19 protein-coding genes are annotated in these 22,883 nt (G+C 69.2%); 9 read left to right on the top strand and 10 right to left on the bottom strand.

Features of this window, described 5'->3' with window-relative positions; all coding sequences use genetic code 11:
• Positions 1–38 precede the first annotated feature (38 nt).
• Positions 39–746 (bottom strand): phosphate/phosphite/phosphonate ABC transporter substrate-binding protein, encoded by a 708-nt coding sequence (locus ACRDNQ_RS00095; protein WP_431826584.1) that lies wholly within the window; start codon positions 744–746, stop codon positions 39–41.
• A complete protein-coding gene (locus ACRDNQ_RS00090; protein ID WP_431826583.1) occupies positions 743–1,744 on the bottom strand; it encodes a fatty acid desaturase in 1,002 nt (333 codons plus the stop codon). Before ACRDNQ_RS00090 ends, ACRDNQ_RS00095 begins: the two co-directional genes overlap by 4 nt.
• A gap of 147 nt (positions 1,745–1,891) precedes the next feature.
• On the opposite strand from ACRDNQ_RS00090, the gene ACRDNQ_RS00085 reads away from it, so the two are divergent.
• The 3 genes from ACRDNQ_RS00085 to ACRDNQ_RS00075 all read left to right on the top strand — a co-directional run bounded on the left by ACRDNQ_RS00085 (position 1,892) and on the right by ACRDNQ_RS00075 (position 5,454).
• Positions 1,892–2,734, top strand: a complete 843-nt coding sequence (locus tag ACRDNQ_RS00085) for a helix-turn-helix domain-containing protein (protein ID WP_431826582.1) — start codon at positions 1,892–1,894, stop codon at positions 2,732–2,734.
• A gap of 161 nt (positions 2,735–2,895) precedes the next feature.
• The gene (locus ACRDNQ_RS00080; protein ID WP_431826581.1) at positions 2,896–4,479 is read left to right on the top strand and encodes a trimethylamine methyltransferase family protein; all 1,584 of its coding nucleotides are present in this window, start codon (positions 2,896–2,898) and stop codon (positions 4,477–4,479) included.
• 30 nt (positions 4,480–4,509) lie between these two features.
• Positions 4,510–5,454 (top strand): NAD(P)-dependent oxidoreductase, encoded by a 945-nt coding sequence (locus tag ACRDNQ_RS00075; RefSeq protein ID WP_431826580.1) that lies wholly within the window; start codon positions 4,510–4,512, stop codon positions 5,452–5,454.
• A 25-nt stretch (positions 5,455–5,479) separates the two neighbouring features.
• Here ACRDNQ_RS00075 and ACRDNQ_RS00070 read toward each other — a convergent pair whose 3' ends face one another.
• On the bottom strand, positions 5,480–6,097 hold the full coding sequence (locus tag ACRDNQ_RS00070) for a TetR/AcrR family transcriptional regulator (protein WP_431826579.1): 618 nt from the start codon (positions 6,095–6,097) through the stop codon (positions 5,480–5,482).
• 3 nt (positions 6,098–6,100) lie between these two features.
• Positions 6,101–8,110 carry a CocE/NonD family hydrolase gene (locus ACRDNQ_RS00065; RefSeq protein WP_431826578.1) on the bottom strand — a complete coding sequence of 670 codons (2,010 nt, stop codon included), beginning with the start codon at positions 8,108–8,110 and terminating at the stop codon, positions 6,101–6,103.
• Between the two features lie 140 nt (positions 8,111–8,250).
• Here ACRDNQ_RS00065 and ACRDNQ_RS00060 point away from each other — a divergent pair, with 140 nt between their 5' ends.
• The 6 genes from ACRDNQ_RS00060 to ACRDNQ_RS00035 all read left to right on the top strand — a co-directional run bounded on the left by ACRDNQ_RS00060 (position 8,251) and on the right by ACRDNQ_RS00035 (position 15,715).
• Entirely contained in the window at positions 8,251–10,332 is a 2,082-nt protein-coding gene (locus ACRDNQ_RS00060; RefSeq protein WP_431826577.1) for an oxidoreductase, read from the top strand.
• A complete protein-coding gene (locus ACRDNQ_RS00055; protein ID WP_431826576.1) occupies positions 10,329–11,855 on the top strand; it encodes a trimethylamine methyltransferase family protein in 1,527 nt (508 codons plus the stop codon). Before ACRDNQ_RS00060 ends, ACRDNQ_RS00055 begins: the two co-directional genes overlap by 4 nt.
• An 83-nt stretch (positions 11,856–11,938) precedes the next feature.
• A complete protein-coding gene (locus ACRDNQ_RS00050; RefSeq protein ID WP_431826575.1) occupies positions 11,939–13,300 on the top strand; it encodes an aminotransferase family protein in 1,362 nt (453 codons plus the stop codon).
• Positions 13,297–14,223: a beta-keto acid cleavage family enzyme gene (locus ACRDNQ_RS00045; RefSeq protein WP_431826574.1), complete on the top strand. Its 927-nt coding sequence runs from the start codon at positions 13,297–13,299 to the stop codon at positions 14,221–14,223. Before ACRDNQ_RS00050 ends, ACRDNQ_RS00045 begins: the two co-directional genes overlap by 4 nt.
• Positions 14,220–14,702: a GNAT family N-acetyltransferase gene (locus tag ACRDNQ_RS00040; protein WP_431826573.1), complete on the top strand. Its 483-nt coding sequence runs from the start codon at positions 14,220–14,222 to the stop codon at positions 14,700–14,702. The genes ACRDNQ_RS00045 and ACRDNQ_RS00040 overlap by 4 nt, the downstream gene beginning before the upstream one ends.
• The gene (locus tag ACRDNQ_RS00035) at positions 14,699–15,715 is read left to right on the top strand and encodes a histone deacetylase family protein (RefSeq protein ID WP_431826572.1); all 1,017 of its coding nucleotides are present in this window, start codon (positions 14,699–14,701) and stop codon (positions 15,713–15,715) included. The genes ACRDNQ_RS00040 and ACRDNQ_RS00035 overlap by 4 nt, the downstream gene beginning before the upstream one ends.
• A 9-nt stretch (positions 15,716–15,724) precedes the next feature.
• On the opposite strand, the gene ACRDNQ_RS00030 is transcribed toward ACRDNQ_RS00035, so the two are convergent.
• From ACRDNQ_RS00030 to ACRDNQ_RS00005, 6 genes are read right to left on the bottom strand one after another with little or no spacing between them, the layout of a single operon-like run.
• Positions 15,725–17,302 (bottom strand): N,N-dimethylformamidase beta subunit family domain-containing protein, encoded by a 1,578-nt coding sequence (locus tag ACRDNQ_RS00030; protein WP_431826571.1) that lies wholly within the window; start codon positions 17,300–17,302, stop codon positions 15,725–15,727.
• Entirely contained in the window at positions 17,299–19,113 is a 1,815-nt protein-coding gene (locus ACRDNQ_RS00025) for a S9 family peptidase (protein ID WP_431826570.1), read from the bottom strand. The genes ACRDNQ_RS00030 and ACRDNQ_RS00025 overlap by 4 nt, the downstream gene beginning before the upstream one ends.
• A complete protein-coding gene (locus ACRDNQ_RS00020; RefSeq protein ID WP_431826569.1) occupies positions 19,110–20,090 on the bottom strand; it encodes an ABC transporter ATP-binding protein in 981 nt (326 codons plus the stop codon). Before ACRDNQ_RS00020 ends, ACRDNQ_RS00025 begins: the two co-directional genes overlap by 4 nt.
• Positions 20,087–21,061, bottom strand: coding sequence for an ABC transporter ATP-binding protein (locus tag ACRDNQ_RS00015; protein WP_431826568.1), 975 nt, complete (start codon positions 21,059–21,061; stop codon positions 20,087–20,089). The genes ACRDNQ_RS00020 and ACRDNQ_RS00015 overlap by 4 nt, the downstream gene beginning before the upstream one ends.
• Positions 21,051–21,923 (bottom strand): ABC transporter permease, encoded by an 873-nt coding sequence (locus tag ACRDNQ_RS00010; protein WP_431826567.1) that lies wholly within the window; start codon positions 21,921–21,923, stop codon positions 21,051–21,053. The genes ACRDNQ_RS00015 and ACRDNQ_RS00010 overlap by 11 nt, the downstream gene beginning before the upstream one ends.
• Positions 21,916–22,836, bottom strand: coding sequence for an ABC transporter permease (locus ACRDNQ_RS00005; RefSeq protein ID WP_431826566.1), 921 nt, complete (start codon positions 22,834–22,836; stop codon positions 21,916–21,918). The genes ACRDNQ_RS00010 and ACRDNQ_RS00005 overlap by 8 nt, the downstream gene beginning before the upstream one ends.
• Positions 22,837–22,883: the final 47 nt, after the last annotated feature.

The following is a 22,883-nucleotide window of genomic DNA, read 5'->3' as shown; positions in this document are numbered from 1 at the left end:
GTCGTCTCTCTCCTTCCGGCCGGTGGGCCGGGGCGTGGTCAGGCCGCTAAGGCCGGTCGTTCGGCGCCAAGCCCGACAAGAGCGGCGGCAAGGCGCACGCGAAGCGCCGGTGGCGTCCGGCGACTGGTGATGAAGGGCAGTCCCGGACGCAGCGCAGTCCAGCCCGCGACGGTCAGGCCCCGGGCCGCGGGCTCGTGCGCCAGCGCCAGGGCCCAGCTGCGGCAGTCGATCGCCGCGAAGTCGGCCAGGCCATCGGCCACGGCCCGGACCGAAGCGCGGTGGCTTCCCGTGACCAGCGCCCGCGCCGCAAGCCCGGGATCGGACAGGTCCTCGGACAGGGCGATCGCGCCCGACAGGGATCGCGGCCCGTTGATCGCCGGGCGCAGCGCGGCAAGGCCCTGGGGCAGCACGGCCCCGGCGGCCACTGGCGGATGCCGCTCCGGACCCTCGCGCATCACGATGGCCGACCGGTAGAAGATCCCGCGTCCGCCCGGCACGTCGTCGTAGGTCGGCTGCGCCAGTACCTCGACATGGTCGGACAGGCCGTGCCGGAGCGGCCCCCAGCAGGTCTGGCCCAGAAGCAGGGCCGGGTCGCGCCAGAGCGCGTTGAGCGCCGCCTCGCTGTCGGGACGGCTGATCTGTGGCGGTAGCTCGGGCACCTGCGCGCGCAGCGCGGCATAGAAGGCCTCGACCGCCCCTCGTGTCTCGGGCCAGTCATACATCGGCAGAGTGGCAACGACGCTCATGCCGCCCGCTCGCCGCCCGGACGCGGTGCGCCGGGGTCGTTGTCGGGCGACAGGCCTGAGATCAGATCCTGCGCCGGGGCCAGAAGCGTCTCGGGCCCAATGTCGGTCACGGGGGCCTCGCGTTGCAACGCGGGATGCACCACGGGCTCTTTCGGGCGCAGGGCATGGGCCAGGAACAGCGCGCCGTAGCCCGGATAGACGTAGCCCCGGTTGAGGTCGCGCCAGTGCGCCGCGCGGGCCGCGTACAGCGCGGGCAAGGCATACCAGGGCGCCGAGGGGATCTGGTGATGCACGATGTGGAGGTTGTTGTTGAGAAAAATCCACGACAGGGGTGAGCGTTCAACGATGATCGTCCGGCCTTCGGGCGCCTCGTGCCAGCGGTGTTCGGCGAAGGTGCGGATCGAGATCAGCGACAGCGCGGGCCAGGCCACGCCCACCACGTAAACCCAGATCGGGATGCCGAAGGCCTGGACCAGCGCCAGCACTGGCAGAAGCCCGGCAAGGTGCAGAAGCCAGGCCCGCCGCACATCACGACGCCCATCCGCCAGAAGTCGCGCCTCGTCGCGCAGGAAGCCCGCTGCGCCAAGGACGGGGCCAAGGACGACGCGGCCGACAAAGGTGTTGTTGACCACCAGAACCGCCCGCAGCCAGCCCGGCATCCGCGCGTGCCGCCACCTTGCGACGTAGTAGCTTTCGGGATCCTCGAAGGGATCGGTGATGCGTTCGTCGTTGTGATGCGCAAGATGCAGCGCCTGGTAACGGCGGTAGGGATAGAAGATCGTCAGCGGCAGGCTGGCAAGAAGCTCGTTCGCGCGCCGGCTTCGGGTCGGATGCCCGTGCAGACATTCGTGCGTCAGCGACGAATGCAGTGCCGCCATCACCGCCATCAGCGCCAGAGCCGCCACAGGCGCGACGGGCCAGATCGCCAGCCCGGCGACAGTCCACAGACCATAGCAGAGCAGCAGCATCGCAAGGGTCAGCCACTCAACGCGCGGCACGCGGCACCTTCAGGTCCGGAAACATGACGAAACTGTTACGCCTTTCCCATCGCGCGACAACACGAGTGTTCTCACCACTTCACGGAACATTTGCAGAGTTCAATGAATTTCGTTTACTGAACTCTACAATCTGGAAGGAAGGTCCGCATGGGAAAACGTGACGCCTCGGCCCTGTTCCGCGCCCGCCTGACCCGGCTTCAGGAACAGTCGGGTCTCAGCCGCTCGGCCTTCGCCGCGGCGATCGGGGTCGATCGGTCGGCTCTGTCGCAACTGATGTCGGGCCAGTCGCCGCGTCTGCCGCGCGCCGAGACGCTGCTTGCCCTGTCGCACCGCTTCCAGATCTCGACCGACTGGCTGCTGGGCCTCAGCGAGGACACCGGGTCGGTGACCCAGATGCTTGACGCGGTCGAGACCGAGGCCGCGCTTGACGAGGAAAGCCGCACCGCGATGGAGCGCTGGCACCGCGAGGCGATGGGCCACAAGATCCGCTATGTCCCCGCGCAACTGCCCGACCTGATGCGCACGCCCGAGATCATCGCCTTCCAGGCGCGCGCCTCCGAACAGGAACACCGCAGGCTCCAGGCGCAGACGCGCAGCCGGCTGAGCTATTCGCGCGCGCCGGAGGCCGACATCGAGATGTGCATGCCCTTCCAGACCTTCGAGATCTTCGCCGAAGGCCGGGGCGTCTGGCGCGGGCTTGGCGCGCGGGCGCGTGCGGCGCAGCTTGCGCATATCGCCGACACGGTGGACGAGCTTTACCCCGCCTTCCGAATGTATCTTTTCGACGGGCGCAGCCGCTTCGCGCCGCCGATGACACTGTTCGGCTATCACCGCGCGGCGATCTATGCGGGCGAGGTGTATTTGCTGGTCCGCTCCAAGCGGCTAATCCGCGAGATCGCGCAAAGCTTCGACGGCCACATCCGGGCGGCCGAAGTCCACGCCCACGAGGCGGCCGCGTTCGTCCGCAAGGTCAAGGTCCGCGACGACTGAGTTCCTGCCCCCTCCACGCCGCGCACTGTTGTCTACAGTCACCTTGCCCCCGCCCCGCGCACGCCCCTAGCCTTCGTCCGGAAAGACGCCAGAAGGGCCCGACGATGCAGCCTCAGGACATCTCTGCCCCCGGGTCCTTGCCGGAGCCCGTACCGGAGGCTGTGCCCGAGCCCACGTTTGAGCCGACGTCCGGATCCGCGCCGGAGCGCCGCCGCCGGGGCGGGGGTCGCGGCGGCAACCAGCGGCGGACCGACGTCTTCCGGCTTGACCAGATGCCCTGGCGTGTGCCGCTCAACACCGACCGGCCCACCGAACCACTGGACGACGAGGGCGTCGAGGCGCTGCACCTTACGGCGATGCGCATCCTGTCTGAGATCGGGATCGAGTTCCTGAACGACGAGGCGCTTGGCCTTTTCCGTACCGCAGGCTGCCGCGTCGAGGGGCAGAACGTGCGGATGGACTCGGATTTCGTGACCGAGATGCTGGCCCGTGCGCCGGGCGCCTTCACCATCACGCCCCGCAACCCCGAACGCGCGGTCCCGATCGGCGACGGTCACCTGGCTTTCGTCAACGTCTCGTCCCCGCCCAGCGCCTGGGACATGGTGCGCGGCAAGCGCACCGGCGATTTCGAGACCTTCCGCGAATTCCTGATGCTGACGCAGGCGTTCAACTGCATCCACGTCGCGGGCGGCTATCCTGTCGAGCCGGTGGATATCCACGCCTCGGTCCGGCATCTGGACTGCATCGAGCAGAAGCTCGTGCTGACCGACAAGGTCTGCCACGCCTACAGCCTTGGCCGCGAGCGGGTCGAGGACGCGATGGAGATGGTGCGGATCGCCGCCGGCCTCAGCCACGCGGACTTCGATGCCGCCCCGCGCATGTTCACCAACATCAACTCGGTCTCGCCGCTGCGCCACGATTTCCCGATGATCGACGGCGCGCTTCGTCTGGCGCGGCGCGGTCAGCCAGTGGTGGTGACGCCCTTCACCCTGGCCGGCGCGATGGCCCCGGTCACGATGGCCGGCGCCGTGGCGCTGTCCATCGCCGAGGCGCTGTCGGCGATCGCGCTTCTGCAATACGCCGCCCCCGGCGCGCCGGTGGCGATCGGCACCTTCACCTCGAACGTCGACATGCGTTCGGGCGCGCCGGCCTTCGGAACGCCGGAATACATGCGCGCCACCCAGATGACCGGGCAGCTTGCGCGGCGCTATGGCCTGCCGCTGCGCTCGTCGGGGGTCTGCACGGCGAACATTCCCGACGCCCAGGCCATGTGGGAGACCTGCAACAGCCTGTGGGCGGCGGTGCAATCGGGCAGCAACCTTGTCTATCACGCGGCCGGCTGGCTTGAGGGCGGCCTGATCGCCAGCCCCGAGAAGTTCGTGATGGACTGCGAGATGCTGCAGATGATCCAGCGCTACTTCGACCCGGTCGTGACCGCGACCGGCCCCGATGACCTTGCGCTCGAGGCCATCCGCGAGGTCGGCGCGGGCGGGCATTTCTTCGGGATCGCCCACACCCAGGCCCGCTATGAGCACGCCTTCTACGCGCCTTTCGTGTCCGACTGGCGCAACTTCGAGGCGTGGGAACGCGACGGCGCGGTCGACACGATCGCGCGCGCCCACGGCATCTATCGCCAGATCGTCGAAGGCTTCACGCCGCCACCGATGGACGCGGCGATCCGCGACGAGCTTGGCGATTTCGTCAAGCGTCGCAAGGCCGAAGGCGGGGCGCCCACGGATTTCTGACATGGATCACGGAACAGGGAGAAAGACGAGATGAAGGTCGGGTTCATAGGTCTGGGCAGCGTCGGCGGAAAGCTTGCCGGATCGCTTCTGCGCAACGGGATCGACCTGCGGGTTCACGACCTCGACCCCGCGGCGGTCGCGGAGTTCGTCGCGCGGGGCGCGCGCGACGGCGGCGGCCCCGCCGCGATGATGCGCGATTGCGACGTGGTCATCACCTGTCTGCCCTCGCCCGCGGCCTGCCGCGCCGTGGTGGAAGAGATGCTGCCCGAGGTCGGCGCCGGCAAGATCTGGATGGAGATGTCGACCACCGACGCGGGCGAGATGGTCCGCCTTGGGGGCGAAGTCACAGCCCGCGGCGGCGAGGCGGCCGAATGCCCCGTCTCGGGCGGTTGCCACCGCGCGGACACCGGCAATATCTCGATCTTCATGGGCGGCGAGCGCGCCACCTTCGACCGGGTCTTCCCGCTTCTGCGCATCCTTGGGCGGCGGATCCTGCACACCGGCCCCCTTGGGACGGCGAGCACGCTGAAGGTGATGACGAACTACCTCGCCACCGCCAACCTGCTGACCTGCTGCGAGGCGCTGGTGACGATGAAGGCCGCGGGCATGGACCTGTCGACCACATACGAGGCGATCCGCATCTCGTCGGGCACGTCCTTCGTGCACGAGACCGAAAGCCAGATGATCCTGAACGGATGCCGCGACATCAACTTCACCATGGACCTCGTGAAGAAGGACATCGGCCTGTTCCAGAAGATCGCCCGGGACCGGGGCGTGCCGCTGGAGATCAGCCCTCTCATGGTGTCGATCTTCGACGACGGCATCGCCCGCTATGGCGAGCGCGCCCAATCCGACCGCATCATCGAACGCCTCGAGGAAGCGACAGGGCTGTCGATCACCGCGCCGGGCTTTCCCTCGGAAATGGTCGACGACGAGCCCGAGGAACCGGGTTACGAGGTCGTGCCCCCGCGCTGAGCCGCCGGGACCCTCGACATGGGTTTCAGTCGACAGCGGGGCGGAAGGGCCCGAGGAAGGCTTCAAGCAGGTCATAGCAGGCGCGCCGCACGTCTTCGCGCGACAGCCGCTCGGGGTCCATGCAGCGCTCCAGCCAGAGCCCGTCGATCAGCGAGATGAACAGCACCGCAAGCGACGTTTCGGGGATCGGCAAAGCCCTGCCGCGCGCCTCCTTGCGCACCGCGGCGATGACGCTGTTGCGGTAGTGGTCGTAATAGCGGCGGTGCTCGGCCCTGAGGTCGGGATCGTTGGCGACCTCGCCCCAGAGCGCCAGCCAGGCCTTCAGCGTATCGGGCGTGGTGTAATCGTCCGACAGCAGCGCCTCGATCATCTCGGTCAGGTCGGCCTCGGCCGCCCGGCCCGGCGCCGCCGCCCCGAGCATCCGGTCGTAGGCGGCGGTATAGCAGGCGTGAAGAAGCCCCTGCTTCGAGCCGAAGTGGTGCGTCACCAGCCCGCGCGAGGCCCCGCCCGCGGCCGCGCAGATGCGGTCGATGGTGAAGCCCGTGATCCCGCCCTGGGCAAGGCAGGCCAGCCCCGCCTCGATCAGCATCTCGCGCCGGTCCTCGGCGCTGTATCGGCGGTACTTCGGCTTCGCCGCGCTCATGCGTCAGACCATGTCACGGGGCACCCTCTCGTGCCAGTCGCGCGCGAAGACCTCCTGTCCGTTCTCCGAAACCCGCAGCCGCACGTCCACGATGAAATGGGTGGCGTCGCAGGTCAGGCTGCCGGTGGAATGATGCACGATGGTCGTGTCCGGGCGCCGGATCTCGACCCGGTTGTCGGTCAGCGTCGCCGCCGACAACGGGTCGCCGTCGGTGATCAGGTGGCGGCAGGTGCCCTTCGAGATCTGGGTCTGGCCGATGTCGGTCATCTCCATCGCGTAGTGCCAGCGCGGGAACTCCACCGCGATCTCGCCCGACAGTAGGTCGCGCGTGACGCGCCGCGTCGCCGCGTCGGGCACCGGATGGTGAATGACCGGCGTCTGTTCCGCCGCTTCGGGCGGATCGAAGGGCCGCAGCGCCTCGTCGGCGTCCCGCGGCGGGCGGACGGGAAGCACCAGCGCCGACGCGCCGCAGATCACCGTCAGCGTCGCAAGTTCGGGCGATGGCCAGGCAACCGGGTAGTAGACCGTGGACAGCGACAGGGCGATCCGGTGTCCCGCCGGAAAGCGGTGCGCGATGTCGTCCATCTCGACCGTCGCGTCGTAGACCTGCCCGGGCACCAGCGGCGCCGGATGCTCGTGCCCGTCGCGGTGGGTCAGGTTCAGCAGCCCCAGCCCAACGCGGGTCGAGCGTCCGTCGGGCCAGACTTCGTTCAGACGGGCGGCGACCAGCGCCTGCGGCCTGTCGGCGTGAAACCGCAACTCGACCAGGGGCGCGCCGAGAATCTCCACCGTCTCGGGCAGCGGATCCGACAGGAACACCAGGCTTCCCCCGTCGTCCTCGCGCTGGTCGCCGGGCCAGTCGGCATCGTCGCCGTAGCGGCCCACTTCGCCCGCCGAAAGCCCGACCCACAGAGGCGAGCACACGCTGCGCTCGCCTTCGGCCTTGGTGAATCGCCCGTCCGCGCCAAGCGGCATCCGACGCGCCTCGATCCGGGGCGAGGGCCAGACCTCCTCGCCGACCCAGCGCCCGGGCCGGACGCGGTAGCAGGTCGCGGGCGGAAGGCTGTCCTGCATCCAGACGCGGTACATCGGCTCGTCCATGATGCCGGTGTCGCGGCCCTTCATCCAGTGGTCGCACCAGCGCAGCACTTCCTGCAGCCAGCCGATCGCGGGTTCGACCGTGACGTCATGGGGATAGGAATGCGCCCAGGGCCCGACAAGCCCCCGGCGCGGCACCGACAGGCCCGCCAGAAGCCGCGGGACGCTTTCCGAATAGTTGTCGGCCCAGCCCGAGACGGCGTAGACCGGCACCTCGATCGCGCCGAAATCCTCGCAGACCGAACCCTGCTTCCAGTAGGCGTCGCGGCGCTGGTGGCGCAGCCAGTCGACGATCCAGGGACGCTGGTGCTCAAGCCGGGCCTGCCACATCTCGCGCCAGCGCTCGCCCACGATCTCGGGGTCGGGCGGCAGGTCGTTGCCCGCCATCATCGTGGCCGACCAGTCGAAGTTGTCCTTGCTCAGGCATCCGCCGATCCAGTGGATATCGGTGGCATAGCGGTCGTCGGTGGACCCTACGGTGATGACCGTCTTCAGCGCGGGCGGGCGGCGGGCGGCGATCTGCAGGCCATTGAACCCGCCCCAGGAGATTCCGATCATCGCGACCTGTCCGTCGCACCAGTCCTGCGCCGCCAGCCAAGCGATGGCATCGCAGCCGTCAAGTTGCTCCTGCACGGTGTATTCGTCGTCGATCAGCCCGTCGCTGTCGCCAGTGCCGCGGATATCGAGCCGGACGCAGGCATAGCCGTGGCCGGCAAGCCAGGCGTGCAGCCCCTGGTCGCGGTACCGCGTTCCGTCGCGCTTGCGGTAGGGGATGTATTCGAGGATCGCCGGCACCGGACCGGCGCCCTCCGGCCGCCAGACCTTCGCGGCAAGGTGTGTCCCGTCGGGCATCGGCACGAAGAGGTTCTCGACCACCTCCACGGGATACGGAAACTCGGTCCTGACCTCGGACATGGCGGCCTCCCTCTTGTTGGACGACTGTACAACGTGCGGCACGCGGCGCAACGCCGATTCCGGCGGCGAAAGCGACGGCTTTCGATTGACGACGTCGTCCCCGGGGCCTTATGATACAACCGTTCAACAAGGAGCAGCCCGTGGCCCGCACCCCCCGCTATGACGTGCTGTTCGACGAGGTGAAGATCGGGCCCAAGACCGCGAAGAACCGCTTCTTCCAGGTCCCGCACGCCAGCGGCATGACGAATGCCGCGCCGCAGGTGCGCGCGGCGTTCCGGGGGATGAAGGCCGAAGGCGGCTGGGGCGTGGTCTGCACCGGGGCCTGCTCGGTCGATCCCTCGTCCGACGACAGCCCGTTTCCCTGCGCGACGCTGTGGGACGACGACGACGTCCGCGCCCACGCGCTGATGACCGAGGCCGTCCACGCCCACGGTGCGCTGGCCGGCGTCGAGCTATGGCATGGCGGGGCGGCCACGGTGAACCGCACCAGCCGCGCCGCGCCGCTCAGCCCCTCGGGCGTGCCGTGGATGCCCACGCATGTGGGCTTCATGTCGGCGCAGCGGCCCAAGGTGATGGATGCCTCGGACATCCGTGACCTGATCCGCTGGCACGCCGAGGCGGCGGTGCGGGCGGAACGGGCGGGTTTCGACATCCTCTACGTCTATGCCGGCATGGGCTATCTGCCCTATCAGTTCCTGCTGTCGGACTACAATCACCGGACCGACGCCTATGGCGGGTCGGTGCGCAACCGTGTGCGGCTGGTCGAGGAACTGATCGACGCCGTGCGCGAGGCAACTCACGGACGCGCCGCGGTCGCGCTGCGGCTCTCGATGCAGGAGCTGCGCACGCGCCCCTCGGAGGTGGCCGAAAGCGAGGCACACGAGGTGGTTGGCCTGCTGAAGGACGCGCCCGACCTCTTCGACGTCAAGATGGACTATTCGGCCTATGACTGTGCGCCCTCGCGCTTCGCCGCCGAAGGCAGCCACGAGCCGGTGATCGACTTCGTGAAGACGATCACCGACAAGCCGGTGGTCGGCGTCGGCCGCTTCACCTCGCCCGACACGATGGTCGGAATGGTGCGGCGCGGTGTGCTTGACCTGATCGGAGGCGCGCGGCCGTCCATCGCCGACCCCTTCCTGCCGCAGAAGATCGCCGAGGGGCGCGAGGACGAGATCCGCGAATGCATCGGCTGCAACATGTGCATCGCCCAGTGGCACGACGGCGTCTGGGTGCGCTGCACGCAGAACCCGACCGCGGGCGAGGAATGGCGGCGCGGCTGGCACCCCGAGGTCGTCACCCGCGACAGCGCGGGGCAGGTGCTTGTGGTCGGCGGGGGGCCGGCGGGGCTTGAGGCGGCGCTCACGCTGGGGCGGCGCGGCTATGACGTGGCGCTGGCCGAGGCGCGCGATGATTTCGGCGGGCGGCTTCTGTTCGAAGGCGCCCTGCCCGGGTTGCGGGCCTGGATGCGGGTGGCCGAATACCGGCTGGGGCAATTGCGCCGGATGCCGAACGTGGCGCTTTACCCCGGCAGCGCGATGACCGCGGACGAGGTGCGCGACTTCGGCGCGGATCACGTGGTGATCGCCACCGGCGCACGCTGGACGACGAACCTGTGCGGCGCCAACGAGTTGCCGATGCCGGGGGTCGCGGCGCCGCGGGTCTTCACGCCGGACGACCTTGCCCGTGGCATGGTCCCGGACGGCCCCGTGGCGGTCTTCGACTTCGACAACTACTACCTGGGAACCGCGGTTGCCGAACAGCTGGCAGAGTTGGGCCTTGCGGTCACCTACGTCACCACGGGCGGCGCGGCCGGCGCCTGGGGCCTCATGACGAACGAACAGCCAGGGATGCACCAGGCGCTGGCGCGCCGGGGCATCGCGCTGCGCACGCTCGAGATCGTGACGGGCTTTGACGGTGAAACGCTCGACCTGGCCCAGATCTTCACGGGCGCGCCGACCGCGATTGCGGCAAGAAGCCTTGTCATCGTCGGCCAGCGCGCCGGCGGAAGCGCGCTTCACGAGGCGCTGGTGGCCGGCCCCGATGCGCCCGCCTCGCTTCATCTGACTGGCGATGCCCTTGCGCCGGGCGCCCTCGTCCATGCGGTCTATCGTGGCCACGAAACCGCCCGCGCCATCGGACGCGCGCCTGCCGACCTTGCGGCGCGCCGGGACGGCCCCCTCGCGCGGCGGGACCAATCCCATCGCGCAGAGGCCGCAGAGTGACGCGCCGCGGTCCGCGTGCCGGGCGTCAGCCGGCCGGCCCGGCGGGCAGTCCGGCGCAGCCGCCCTTCCGGCAGCTGACGAACCCCTATGACCCGATCAGGGTGCTGAGCGACGACCAGGTCGCGGCGATCCACGACAGCGCGCTGCGCCTGCTGGCCGAGATCGGGATGAAGGTGCTGCACCCCGCCGCCCGTGACCTTTTTGCCCGGGCCGGCGCCGAGGTGCGGGGCGACATGGTGCGCTTCGATCCGGCGATGATCCCCGCCCTGCTGCGCACGGTGCCCGCGCACTTCACGCTCGAGGCGCGCAACCCCGCGCGATCCCTGCGCCTTGGCGGGCGCGACCTGATCTTCGCCTCGGTCGGCGGGCCGGCCTACGTCATGGACAACGACCGCGGCAAGCGTGACGGCACCTTCGCCGAGATGTGCGACTACCTGCGCGTGGTCCAAAACCTTGATATCCTTCACCAGGAAGGCGGCGGCCCGTTCGAGCCGATGGACCTGCCCGCGGCCACCCGGCACCTCGACATCTACCGCGCGCAGATCACCCTTCTCGACAAGAACTGGCAGACCCAGACCCTAGGCCGGGCACGCACGATCGACGGGCTCGAGATGGCGGCGATCGCGCTTGGCACCACTCTCGAGGGACTGCGCGATCGGCCGACCCTTCTGGGGATCATCAACACCAACTCGCCCCTGCAACTCGACATTCCCATGGCCGAGGGTCTGATCTGCCTGGCCGAACACGGTCAGGTCAACGCGATCACCCCCTTCACCCTTGCCGGGGCCATGTCGCCGGTGACGCTGGCCGGCACGCTGATGCAGCAGCACGCCGAGGCACTGGCAGGCATCGCGCTGACGCAGATCGTCCGACCGGGGGTGCCGGTGATGTATGGCGGCTTCAGTTCCAACGTCGACATGCGTTCGGGCGCGCCGGCCTTCGGCACGCCGGAATACGCCAAGGCCGCCCAGGCCAGCGGCCAGCTTGCCCGCCATGTCGGCGTGCCGTTCCGGTCGTCGAACGTGACCGCCGCGAACGAGGTCGACGCGCAGGCGGCCTATGAATCCCAGATGTCGCTCTGGGGCGCCTGCATGGGCGGCGCGCATCTGGTGAACCATGCGGCGGGCTGGATGCACGGCGGGCTGACGGCAAGCTTCGAGAAACTCGTCATCGACGCCGAGATGCTTCAGATGATGGCCGCCTATTTCGATCCGATCGACGTCACGCCCGAAACGCTTGCCCTCGACGCGATCCGCGAGGTCGGGCCGGCGGGCCATTTCTTCGGGGCGGCGCACACCATGGGCCGCTACGAAACCGCGTTCTACGCGCCGCTTGTCTCGAACTGGGACAATTACGGCCAATGGCTCGAGAATGGCGGCATCACGGCTCGAGACCGTGCCAACACGCTGTGGAAGCGCCTGCTGGCCGACTATGAGCAGCCCCCCATCGACCCTTCGGTCGTCGAGGCGCTCGATGCCTATGTCGCCCGCCGCAAGGCCGAGGGCGGCGCGCCGATGAACTGAGGCGGCCACCATGCCCCGCGATGCCCATTGTTCACCCTGCAATGACCGTGGCACTCTGCGCCAGAAACCAAGCGAGCCCTGACATGACATCCCCCGCGCTGGTCAACAGCCCGTCCTGCCTGTTCTACCAGACCGACCACCCGCGCCCCGTTCTGGACCGGGCCGAGGGCATCTACATGTGGGACACCGACGGGCGGCGGTTCATCGACGGGTCGTCCGGGGCGATGGTCTGCAACATCGGCCATTCGAACCCCCATGTGCTGGCCGCGATGCGTGCGCAGATGGAAAAGTCGACCTTCGGCTACCGGCTGCATTTCGTGACCGAGCCGTCCGAGAACCTTGCGCGGAAGCTGGTCGACCATGCCTGGCCGGGCATGGACCGGGTGTTCTTCGTCTCGGGCGGGTCCGAGGCGGTGGAATCGGCGATCAAGCTTGCCCGCCAGCACGCGGTCGCGATTGGCCAGGCCTCGCGCTGGAAGGTGATCTCGCGCTGGCCGTCCTATCACGGCTGCACTCTGGGGGCGCTGGCGGTGACGGGCTACGACGCGCTGACCGACCCCTACCTACCGATGATGCAGGTCATGCCCAAGGTGCCCGCACCGCGTGCATGGCTCGACGGGCGTGACCCCGACGATCCGGCGACCGGCCTGCATTACGCCGGGCTTCTCGAGGCGAAGATCCGCGAGGAAGGCCCCGAAAGCGTGCTGGCCGTGCTGATCGAACCCGTGGGCGGCGCCTCGACCGGGGCGCTGGTCCCGCCGAAGGGCTACATGGAGGCGGTGCGCGAGATTTGCGACCGCTACGGGCTTCTCCTGATCCACGACGAGGTGATGTCGGGTGGAGGGCGGCTTGGCCACTTCCTTGGCGCGCGCAACTGGGACGCCGCGCCCGACATCGTGGCGCTGTCGAAGGGGCTGGGCGCGGGCTACGTGCCCCTTGGGGCGATCGTCGCCCGGGGCGAGATCGTGGCGGCGGTGCTGCGCGAAGGCCCCTTCGCCCACGGCTTCACCTATGCCGGCAACCCGCTGGCCTGCGCCGCCGGCCTTGCCGTCATCGAAGAGATCGAGCGGCAGGACATGATGGGCAACGCGATGCGCATGGGCGCGGTTCTGAAGGCGCGCATGACCGCGCTGATGGACCGCTTCCCCTTCATCGGCGATGTCCGGGGCATGGGCCTTCTGCTGGCGATGGAGCTTGTCGCGGACCGCGCCACGCGCGATCCGCTGCCACCCGATCTAAAGGCCTATGACCGGCTGACCGAAGCTGCCTATGCCCGCGGACTGATCATCTATCCGCGCCGGTCGCGCGGCGGCTACGCCGGCGACCATGTTCTGGTCGCCCCGCCGATGATCGTCACCGAAGCCCAGGTCGACGACATCATGGGCCGGCTGACCGACGCGCTGGCCGCCTTCGCCGCCGACGCGCAACTTGCCGACGCGGGATGAGCGAGATCCTCATCACCTGCGCGATCACGGGGTCGATCCACGTCCCGTCACAATCGCCCTACCTGCCCGTGACGCCCGAGGACATCGCGACGCAAGCGATCGACGCGGCGCGGGCCGGGGCGGCGATCCTGCACCTGCATGCCCGCGACCCGGCGACCGGCCGCCCCTCGTCCGACCCGGCGCACTGGGCGGCCTTCCTGCCTCGCATCAAGGCCGGCACCGACGCGGTGGTCAACATGACCACCGGGGGTTCGGCGGTGATGACGCTGGACCAGCGCCTGGCCGCGCCCCGCGCCATGGCGCCCGAGATGTGCAGCCTGAACATGGGCACCATGAACTTCGCGCTGTATCCCATGGCGGCGCGCATCGAGACCTTCCTGCACGACTGGGAAAGGCCCTTCCTCGAAGGCTCGGACGATCTTGTCTTCAAGAACACGCCCCGTGACATCGCCCGCGTCCTTGACGAGATGGGGCGCGAGCGCGGCGCGCGGTTCGAATTCGAATGCTACGACCTGTCGCATCTGACGATGCTGAGGCACTTCGTCGACCGCGGCCTGGTCGAGCCGCCCTATTTCATCCAGTTCGTCTTCGGCGTGCTGGGCGGAATGGCGGCGGAACCCGACACGCTGACCCACCTCGTGCGCACGGCCGAACGGCTGTTCGGCGGTGACTTCCTGTTCTCGGTCCTTGCCGCCGGGCGGATGCAGATCCCCATGGCCACGATGGCCGCCGCGATGGGCGGGCATGTGCGCGTGGGGCTCGAGGACAATCTCTATCTGTCGAAGGGCGTCCTCGCACGGTCGAACGCCGAGCAGGTGACGCTGATCCGCGGACTCGTCGAAGGCCTTGGGCGCGAAGTGGCGACGCCCGCAAGGGCGCGGGCGATGCTGGGCCTCAAGGGCGCGGCGGGGGTGGCGTTTTGACGGTCGTCTACCGCCTTGCCGCCACCGACGACACGCCGACCGTGGCAGAGCTTCTGCACGAGATGGCGGCCGAGGCCGGCCGCGCCATCGCCGTGACCGGGGCATTGCTGCGCGACCACGGCTTCGGTCCCGACCCGCGCTTCCGCGTGATCCTGGCCGAGGCCGAGGGCGAGGTGCTGGGTTTGGCCCTTGTCTTTCCCGAGTATTCAAGCTGGCGCGGCGCAGTGGGCCTTTACGTGCAGGACCTCTATGTGCGGCCCGGTGCGCGCGGGCGCGGCATTGCGCAGGCGCTTCTGACGGCTGCGTGGGACAGCGCATCCGACTGGGCGCCGTCCTACCTCACGCTGATGGTCGACCACCGCAACGACACGGCCAGCGCCTGGTACGAACGGCAGGGTTTCGGTCTGCGCGAGCGGGGGGACCTGCTGATCCTGGACGGGCCCGCGCTTGCCCGGCTGATGGAAGGACCCGACCGATGAAGGCCGTCTTCGACCCCCGCCAGGCCGCGCACGACCCGCAGTTCTTCCTGTCGTCCGGCGCGCCCCAGCCCTGCCCCGAGAAACCCGCGCGGGCCGAAGCGCTTCTGGCCGCGACGCGCCGCATGGGGCTTGAGGTGATCGCGCCCGACGATCTGGGCGAGGCGCCGATCCGCGCCGTCCACCCCGAGCGTTACCTGACCTTCCTGCGCGGCATCTTCCCCCGCTGGCAGCGGATCGAAGGGGCCAGCGCCGAGGTGATCCCGAACATCCACCCCGACAGCCGCAACGCGGGCTATCCGGCCTCGGCCGTCGGTCAGGCTGGCTTTCACATGACCGACACCTCCTGCCCGATCGGACCGGCGACATGGGATGCGGCCTATGCCAGCGCGCAGACGGCGCTGACAGCCGCAGGACTAGTTCAGGCGGGGGCGCGCGCGGCCTATGCGCTGTGCCGGCCGCCGGGACACCATGCCTTCGCAGAAAGCGCGGGCGGGTTCTGCTATCTCAACAACAGCGCCATCGCGGCCGACTATCTGACCGGCCAGGGCGCGCGGGTGGCGATCCTCGACGTCGACCTGCACCACGGCAACGGGACGCAGGGCATCTTCTACGCGCGTGGCGACGTCCTGACGGTATCGATCCATGCCGATCCAGTGCGCTACTACCCGTTCTTCTGGGGCTATGCCGACGAGATCGGCGAAGGTCCGGGCGAAGGCGCCAACCTCAACCTGCCCCTGCCGCGCGGGACGGGGGATGCGGGGTTCCTCGCAGCACTCGACACGGCGCTTTCGCGGGTGGCGGCCTTCGCGCCCACGGCGCTGGTTCTGGCACTGGGCCTCGACGCGTTCGAGGGCGACCCCTTCGCGGGCCTGGCAGTCACCACCCCGGGATTCACCCGGATCGGCGCGGCCATCGCGGGCCTCGGCCTGCCCACGGTGATCGTGCAGGAAGGGGGATACCTCTGCCCCGAGCTTGGCGACAACCTCGAGGCGGTGTTGCGCGCCTTCGTCTGACGGCGCGGCCTACGACCAGCGCCCGGTCAGGACACGCCGGGTCACGTCCTCGACCACCGGATCACGCGCGATCAGGCCCGCGACCCATTCGCACGACGCGGCATTGAAGACCGCGCCCCTGCCCCGTCGGTATTCCGCCATGCAGCCGTTGCCGCGCGACGCCCGGCCCAGCGCCTCGGCGTCGGTGCCGCCATGGATCTTGGCGGCGACCTCTTCGGCATCCGCGGTGCCGATGAAGGCATCTGCGTCCTCTCGCCCGGTGGCATGCGCAAGTGTCGTCGCGGGCGACAGCGCGACGATGGTCAGGTCGCCCTTCAACCCCGTGTCCGGCGCAGGGAACGGCAGGCCATGGGTCATGGTGTAGTCGATCCCGTCGACCTCGTAGCCGAAGATGCGCGACGAGGCGCCCAGCACGTCGCCATAGCCAAGGCCCGTGTCGCGCAAGCACCAGTGGTCCGGCCGGTAGATCGTGAAGCCGCCCGCGCCATGGGCGGCGCAGCGGCTCCACCCGGCATAGACCCCGGCCGCCCCGGTCAGGCCCATGGTCGCGACGGCGGGCCGCGCGACCTGTGGATGATCCCAGTAAGACGTGAGCCGTTGGGGGTCGGTCACCGGGTCTTCGGCCTCGGCCCGCGACTTGTGGCAGGTCTGCACCGACAGGTCGTCGGACAGCCGGGTCTGCCAGAAGAAGTTCCCGGCAAAGCGCGCCAGTTCCCCGCCCGCGTCGATCCAGGCGTCAAGGTGGTCGCGCATCTCCCAGGTCCAGTATTCGTCGTGGCCGACGATCACGGCCCGTCGGTAGCGATCAAGCGCGCCGGGGTCCCGGTGCAGGTCGTGCTGGGTGATCACGTCGACCGCGATGCCGTCCGCCTCGCACCACAGCGCGAAAGGCCGTTCGAAGGCGGCCCACCCCGACGAGGCGTATTTCTTCGAAACCCCGTTGGCGCGCGCGAAGTCCATGTGCGGATAGCGCGGGCGCGTGCGCAGGGGCGAGGCATGGGGAATGCGCGGCGCACCTTCGGGCCAGGCGACGAAGCCCGTGGCCCACGGGCGGTGGACCGAGACCTCGGCCGCGTAGTCGCGCCCCGAAGGCCCGGAGAGGCCCTGATAATGGTTCGACCCGCCCCAGTCGTTGTAGGCGCACCAGGTGCCGGTGCACAGCACCATGACCAGCGGGGCCGTGGCCGCGCCCGCGCGCAGGACGATCATGTGCTCGGACGCGTGGCCCGGCACCTCGAGGCGCAGGCGATACAGACCCGACGGCCAGTCTTCGGGAATGGCGATCGCCGCGCGTTCGGGCCAGCCGCAGCCCCGGACCGAGCAGTCGGGCGGCGTGGACGCGAAGCCGCCTGGAATAGTGGCGTGCAGCATTTCCTGCGGCGTCAGGCCGTCGCGCAAAATCGTCAGCGCGATCTCGGGGGCATTCGACATGGCGTGAAGGCGCAGGACATCGCCCGGGGCATAGCTCAGCCGGTCGGAATAGCCCCAGACCTGCGGGCGCGCCGGGTCGTCCGAGGCGGCTTCGTAGTAATGTCCGTTAACGGGGTCGCCGTCGTCGGCGGGACCGGGGACGAAGAACCCCCTCACCCCTGCCCCCCGTCGAAGGCGCGATCGAGGAACACGGCCGTGCGGACCAGATAGGCTTCGAGGTTGCCGCGCCGGGTCACGCCGTGGCCCTCGTCCTCGAACAGCATCGCCTCGTGCGGGATGCCGGCGGCGGTAAGGTCGCGGATCGCGGCGTGGGTGTTCTCGGGGCCGACGTTGCTGTCGGCCAGGCCGTGAACGACCATGACATGACCCCGGATGTCGGCGATGAAGTTGCCGGGGCTTGCGTTGGCATAGCGCTCGGGCACTTCGTCGGGGCTGCCGCCCATCATCTCTTCGCTGTAGGCGCGGCCCCACGGCATCTCGGTCGCGTCGTAGTCGATGTCGAGCTTGTACATCCCGCACATCGGGATCGCCGCTGTGACAAGGTCGGCGTGCCGCGTGATCGCGAACCAGCTGGAAAACCCGCCATAGGAATTGCCCGCGACCGCGATCCGCCCGGGCCGGGCCAGCCCGAGGGCGATCACCGCCTCGGTCCCGGCGCGGATGTCGGCCTGTTCACGCCCGCCCCAGCCGTCTTCCTTGACCTTCTCGCGCCAGCGCATCCCGCGCCCCGTCGATCCCCGATAGTTGGGGTCGAGCACCGTGTATCCAAGGCCGACCCAGAACTGGATCTTGGGGTTCACCCAGTCCTCGGAATGCCAGGTCGGGCCGCCGTGGACATAGGTCACATGGCCCCGCGCCGGGCCTTCGGGGCGATAGAGCCAGCCCTGCACCCTCTCGCCGTCAGGGGCGGTCCAGTGGACGGATTGCGGGACGACGAAGCGGCGGTCGCCCTTCGGGACCGAGGCCAGCCGCGTGCAGGTGCCGTCCGGCGCGACACGGACGACCTCGTGCGGGGCGCTGGCGTCATAGGCTTCGGCCAGCCAGCCACCGTCCGGCAGACCGTCAAGCGGCAGCAGCGCCCCCCGGCCCGAGAGGTTGGGAAGCGGGCTGTGGGCGCGCCCGTCGAAGACCACCGCGCCCAGGACGCTGTCGTCGTAGGCGAGGCAGGCGAAGCGGCCTGCGGCACCGATGACCAGCGACTGCGGGTTCAGGTCGGGCTCGCCCGCCAGCCAGTCGATGCCGCCGCCGCCAAGCGCCGCGATGCCGACGCGGTCGCCATCAGGCCCGTCGGCCACCAGTGCGACACGGTCGGAGTCCAGCCACCAGCCCACGGCCACCGCCTTTTCGCCCAGGCACACAAGCTCACGCGGGGCGCTGCCGTCGGCGCCGATCACCCAGATCTGGGTGGCCCCCGGCGCAAGCCTGTGGCGGTGCCACAGCAGGTGGCGGCCATCGGGGCTCCATTCCGTGCCCGCGCCGAAAGGATCGGGCGTGCGGAACAGGATCGTCCGCGCGCCGGTCGCAAGGTCGTGGCGATAGAGGATCGCACCCGCGATGACCGTGCCGCTTTCGTCGTCGAAGTCGCTGATATAGCTGATCGCCGCCCCATCGGGCGAGAAGCGCCCGCCGTAGACGTAGTGATCGCGCTGCAGGGCCGTCAGCGGGGTCAGCGCGTTGCCCCTGTCGCGGTCGAGCAGAAGCAGTTGGTCGTGTTCGCAGCTGTCGGGCGAATGGGCCAGGATCAGGCGCCGCCCTTCTTGATCGACATCGCGGATCGTCAGGTGGTCGCGGCTGCGCGTGGTCAGCGGCTGCGGCGGGGCCGAGGCATCTGTGGGCGCGGCCCAGATTTCGGCCACCTCACCCAAACCTGACCATGACCAGAAGGCCCAACGCCCGTCGCCCGAGGCGCGCAGCGTCTCGATCTGGGGCACCGCCGCCCAGGCGCGGGCAAGCTCGGTCACGCTCATCGGTCGGACTCCTCGAAATGGCAGGCAGCAAGGTGCCCGGCGGCCACCTCACGCAATTCGGGCCGCTCGCCCCGGCAGCGCGCCTCGGCGCGGGGGCACCGGCTGGCGAAGACGCAGCCGGGCGGCGGCACCAGCGCCGAGGGCAGTTCGCCCGGCAACGACAGGCCAAGACGCCCCCGTTCGCGCAGGGGATCGGGTTCGGGCACCGCGTCCATCAGCGCGCGCGAATAGGGATGCCGGGGCCCGGCATAGAAGTCGTCGCGCGGGGCGACCTCGACCGTACGGCCAAGGCACATGACCATCACGTCGTGGCTGATGTGCCGCACCACCGACAGGTTGTGCGAGATGAAGATCAGCGCAAGCCCCAGCCTGTCCTGCAGGTCCATCAGAAGGTTGACGACCTGCGCCTGGATCGAGACGTCGAGCGCCGACACCGGCTCGTCGCAGACCACGAGGCTGGGCCGCCCGACGATCGCCCGCGCGATGCCCACACGCTGCGCCTGCCCGCCGGACAACTCGTGCGGATAGCGCGCGGCGAAGTCGGGCGACAGCCCGACAAGGCGCAGCGCCTCGACGGCGCGCTCGTGCAGGTCGCCGCGCGTAAGCCCTGGCTCGAAGGTGACAAGCGGCTGGCTGACGATGCGGCCCAGCGTCATGCGCGGGTCGAGGGCGGCAAAGGCGTCCTGGAAGATGATCTGGAACTCCGACCGGCGGCGACGCAGTGCCTCGGGCGACAGGGCGCCAAGGTCCTGTCCCTGCCAGAGAACCTCGCCTGAAATGGGCGGGATCAGGTGCAGGATCGCGCGACCCAGCGTGGACTTGCCGCAACCGGATTCGCCCACGACGCCCAGGGTGCGGCCGGCCTGAAGCGTGAAGGACACGTCCCGCACCACGGGCAGCGTCCCCGCGCGGGAAAAGAACCCACCGGCGACCGGGTAGCCGGCGTTCAGGTGGCGCACCTGAAGAAGCGGGGTCATGACAGCCCCTCCACCAGGTGACAGGCCGCCCGGCGCCCCGGGGCGAAGGGGACAAGCGGAGGTTCGGTCGTGTCGCACGCGCCGATCCGCCGCTCGCAGCGCGGGGCGAAGGGGCAGCCGGGCAGCATCGCGCCGCCCGAGCGCGGCGTGCCCGGGATCGTGTCGAGCCGCTGCGCAAGCGGCGCGGCGATCCGGGGCGTGGTGTGCAGCAGGCCGGCGGCATAGGGATGCGCCGGCGTCTGGAATAGCGGCTCGGCCGGGCCTTCCTCCATGATGCGCCCGCCGTAAAGCACGATGACCCGGTCGCAGAGGCGGGCGACGACGCCCAGATCGTGCGTGACGAAGACGATCGTGGTGCCCATGTCGCGGGCCAGTTCGGCAAGAATGTCGAGGATCTGCGCCTGGATCGTGACGTCGAGCGCCGTGGTGGGTTCATCCGCCAGCAGAAGCTTGGGCTTCACCAGCAGCGCCATCGCGATCATCACGCGTTGCCGCATGCCGCCCGAGAACTCGTGTGGATAGCGCCGCGCGCGGCTGGCCGCGTCGGGAATGCGCACGCGGTCGAGCATCCGCACCGCCTCGCGCAGGGCGTCGCGCCGCGACAGTCCTTCGTGAACCACAAGCCCCTCGGCCAGCTGGTCGCCCACCCGCTGGTAAGGGTTGAGCGACGTCATCGGGTCCTGAAAGATCATCGACATCGACACACCCCGGACGCGGTCCAGCGCGCGCGGGTCCATCGCCAGAAGATCCTGCCCTTCGAACCGCGCCTGCCCGGTCACGGTGCCGTTTCCGGCAAGCAGGCCCATCAGGCTGAACAGGATCTGGCTTTTCCCCGATCCGCTTTCGCCGACGATGCCCAGCACCTCGCCCGGGGCCACGTCGAAGCTGACGCGGTCGACGGCGGTGACGGCGCCCTCGGGCAGGCGGAAGGTGACGCTGAGGTCACGGACAGAGAGCAGGCTATCGGTCATTGGGATCGAAGGCGTCGCGAAGGCCATCGGCGATGAAGTTCAGGCAGAACAGCACCGTGGCCAGCATACCTGCGGGAAGCAGCAGCAGCCGGATATCGGTGCTCATCGTCGCCGTGCCGGCCTGGATGAGGTTGCCCCAGCTTGCCTGCGGCTCCTTGATGCCGATACCGAGGAAGGACAGGAAGCTTTCCGACAGGATCACCTCGGGCACCAGAAGGCTGCCGTAGACGATGACGGTCGACACGGTGTTGGGCACGATGTGGGTGACGATGATCTGGCGGTTCGTCATGCCGCTTGCCCGTGCGGCCTCGACGAATTCGCGCCGCGCCAGCGACTGGGCCTGCGCGCGCACGATCACGGCCGGCGTCAGCCACAGCGTGAAAACGATGGCCGCGAACAGCGCGATGTTGCCGCCCCCGAACAGCATCGACAGCAGGATCACCAGGATCACGTAGGGAAAGCCGTACAGCACCTCGACCAGACGCATCATGACCCGGTCGAGCCTGCCGCCGACGAAACCCGCGATGGCGCCGTAAAGGACGCCGATGATCCCGGCCACCAGCGCCCCCAGAAAGCCGATGGTCAAAGACACCCGGCCGCCCTCGAGCGTGCGCACCAGAAGATCGCGCCCGAAGTCGTCGGTTCCGAATAGATGGATCGACGTGAAGTCGACGCCCTGGTTGATCGCGTCGAAGTTCGCGTCCTCGCCGGTAAAGGGAAAGAAGAATGGACCGACGAAGCAGGCCAGAACGATGAACGTCAGCACGACGACGCTGGCCATCGCCAGACGGTTCTGCCGGAAGCGGCGCAGCTTCAGCGACAGCTCGCTTTGCGGCGCGGCGGCAAGCGTCGCGTCACTCATGCCGCACCCGCGGATCGAGCCAGCCGCGCAGGATATCGGCCAGGATGTTGAACACGATCAGGAACCCGCCGTAGAGGATGGTGATGCCCATCACCAGCGGGTAGTCGCGGTTCAGCGCTGCGTCCACGAAATGCCGGCCGATGCCGGGCAAGGCGAAGATCGTCTCGATCACGATCGAGCCGGTGATGATCGCCGCCGTCGCCGGGCCGAGATAGGCCACCACCGGCAGGATTGCCCCGGTCAGGGCATGGCGCCAGATCACGCGCCGGTTGCCGATCCCCTTGGCGCGGGCGGTGCGCACGTAATTCTCGCGCAGGGTCTCGATCATCGCGGTGCGTGTCAGGCGCGAGATATAGGCGATGTTGGGCAGCGCAAGCGCCACGACCGGCAGCACGAGGCTGCGCCAGCCCTCGCTCCACCCGCCCACCGGGAACCACCGCAGGGTCAGTGCGAAATAGACCTGCATGAGCGGGGCGAGCACGAAGATCGGCACGGCGATCCCGATGACCGCGATGACCCCGGCCGAATAGTCGATGACGGAATTCCGCTTGAGCGCGCCCAGGATTCCCAGCGTCACGCCGGTCACGGTCGCCACCGCTACAGCCCAGAAGCCGATGGTCAGGGAATAGGGCAAGCCGGTGATCAGGATGTCGGCCACCGAGTAGTCGCGAAACCGGATCGACGGGCCGAAATCGAACCGCACCACCCCCCAGACATAGCGCAGGAACTGCTGGAGAAGCGGTTCGTCGAGGTGATAGGTCGCCTCGATGTTGGCAAGGATGTCGGGCGAGATCTTGCGGTTCGACGAGAACGGCCCACCCGGCGTCAGCCGCATGACGAAGAAGGTCAGCGTGACAAGCGCCGCCAGCGTCAGCAACCCGTCGCCCAGCCGTCGTGTCAGAAATCTCAGCATGACCTCGCCGCCGAAGGGGGCGGGGGGGGGGGGGGGGGGGGGGGGGG

Source organism: Saliniferula longa (assembly GCF_050789285.1).
In the GTDB taxonomy this organism is placed as follows: domain Bacteria; phylum Pseudomonadota; class Alphaproteobacteria; order Rhodobacterales; family Rhodobacteraceae; genus CAVPWP01.
Note: the sequence above shows the minus strand (reverse complement) of the source record. Positions and strands in the feature narration are given on the sequence as shown.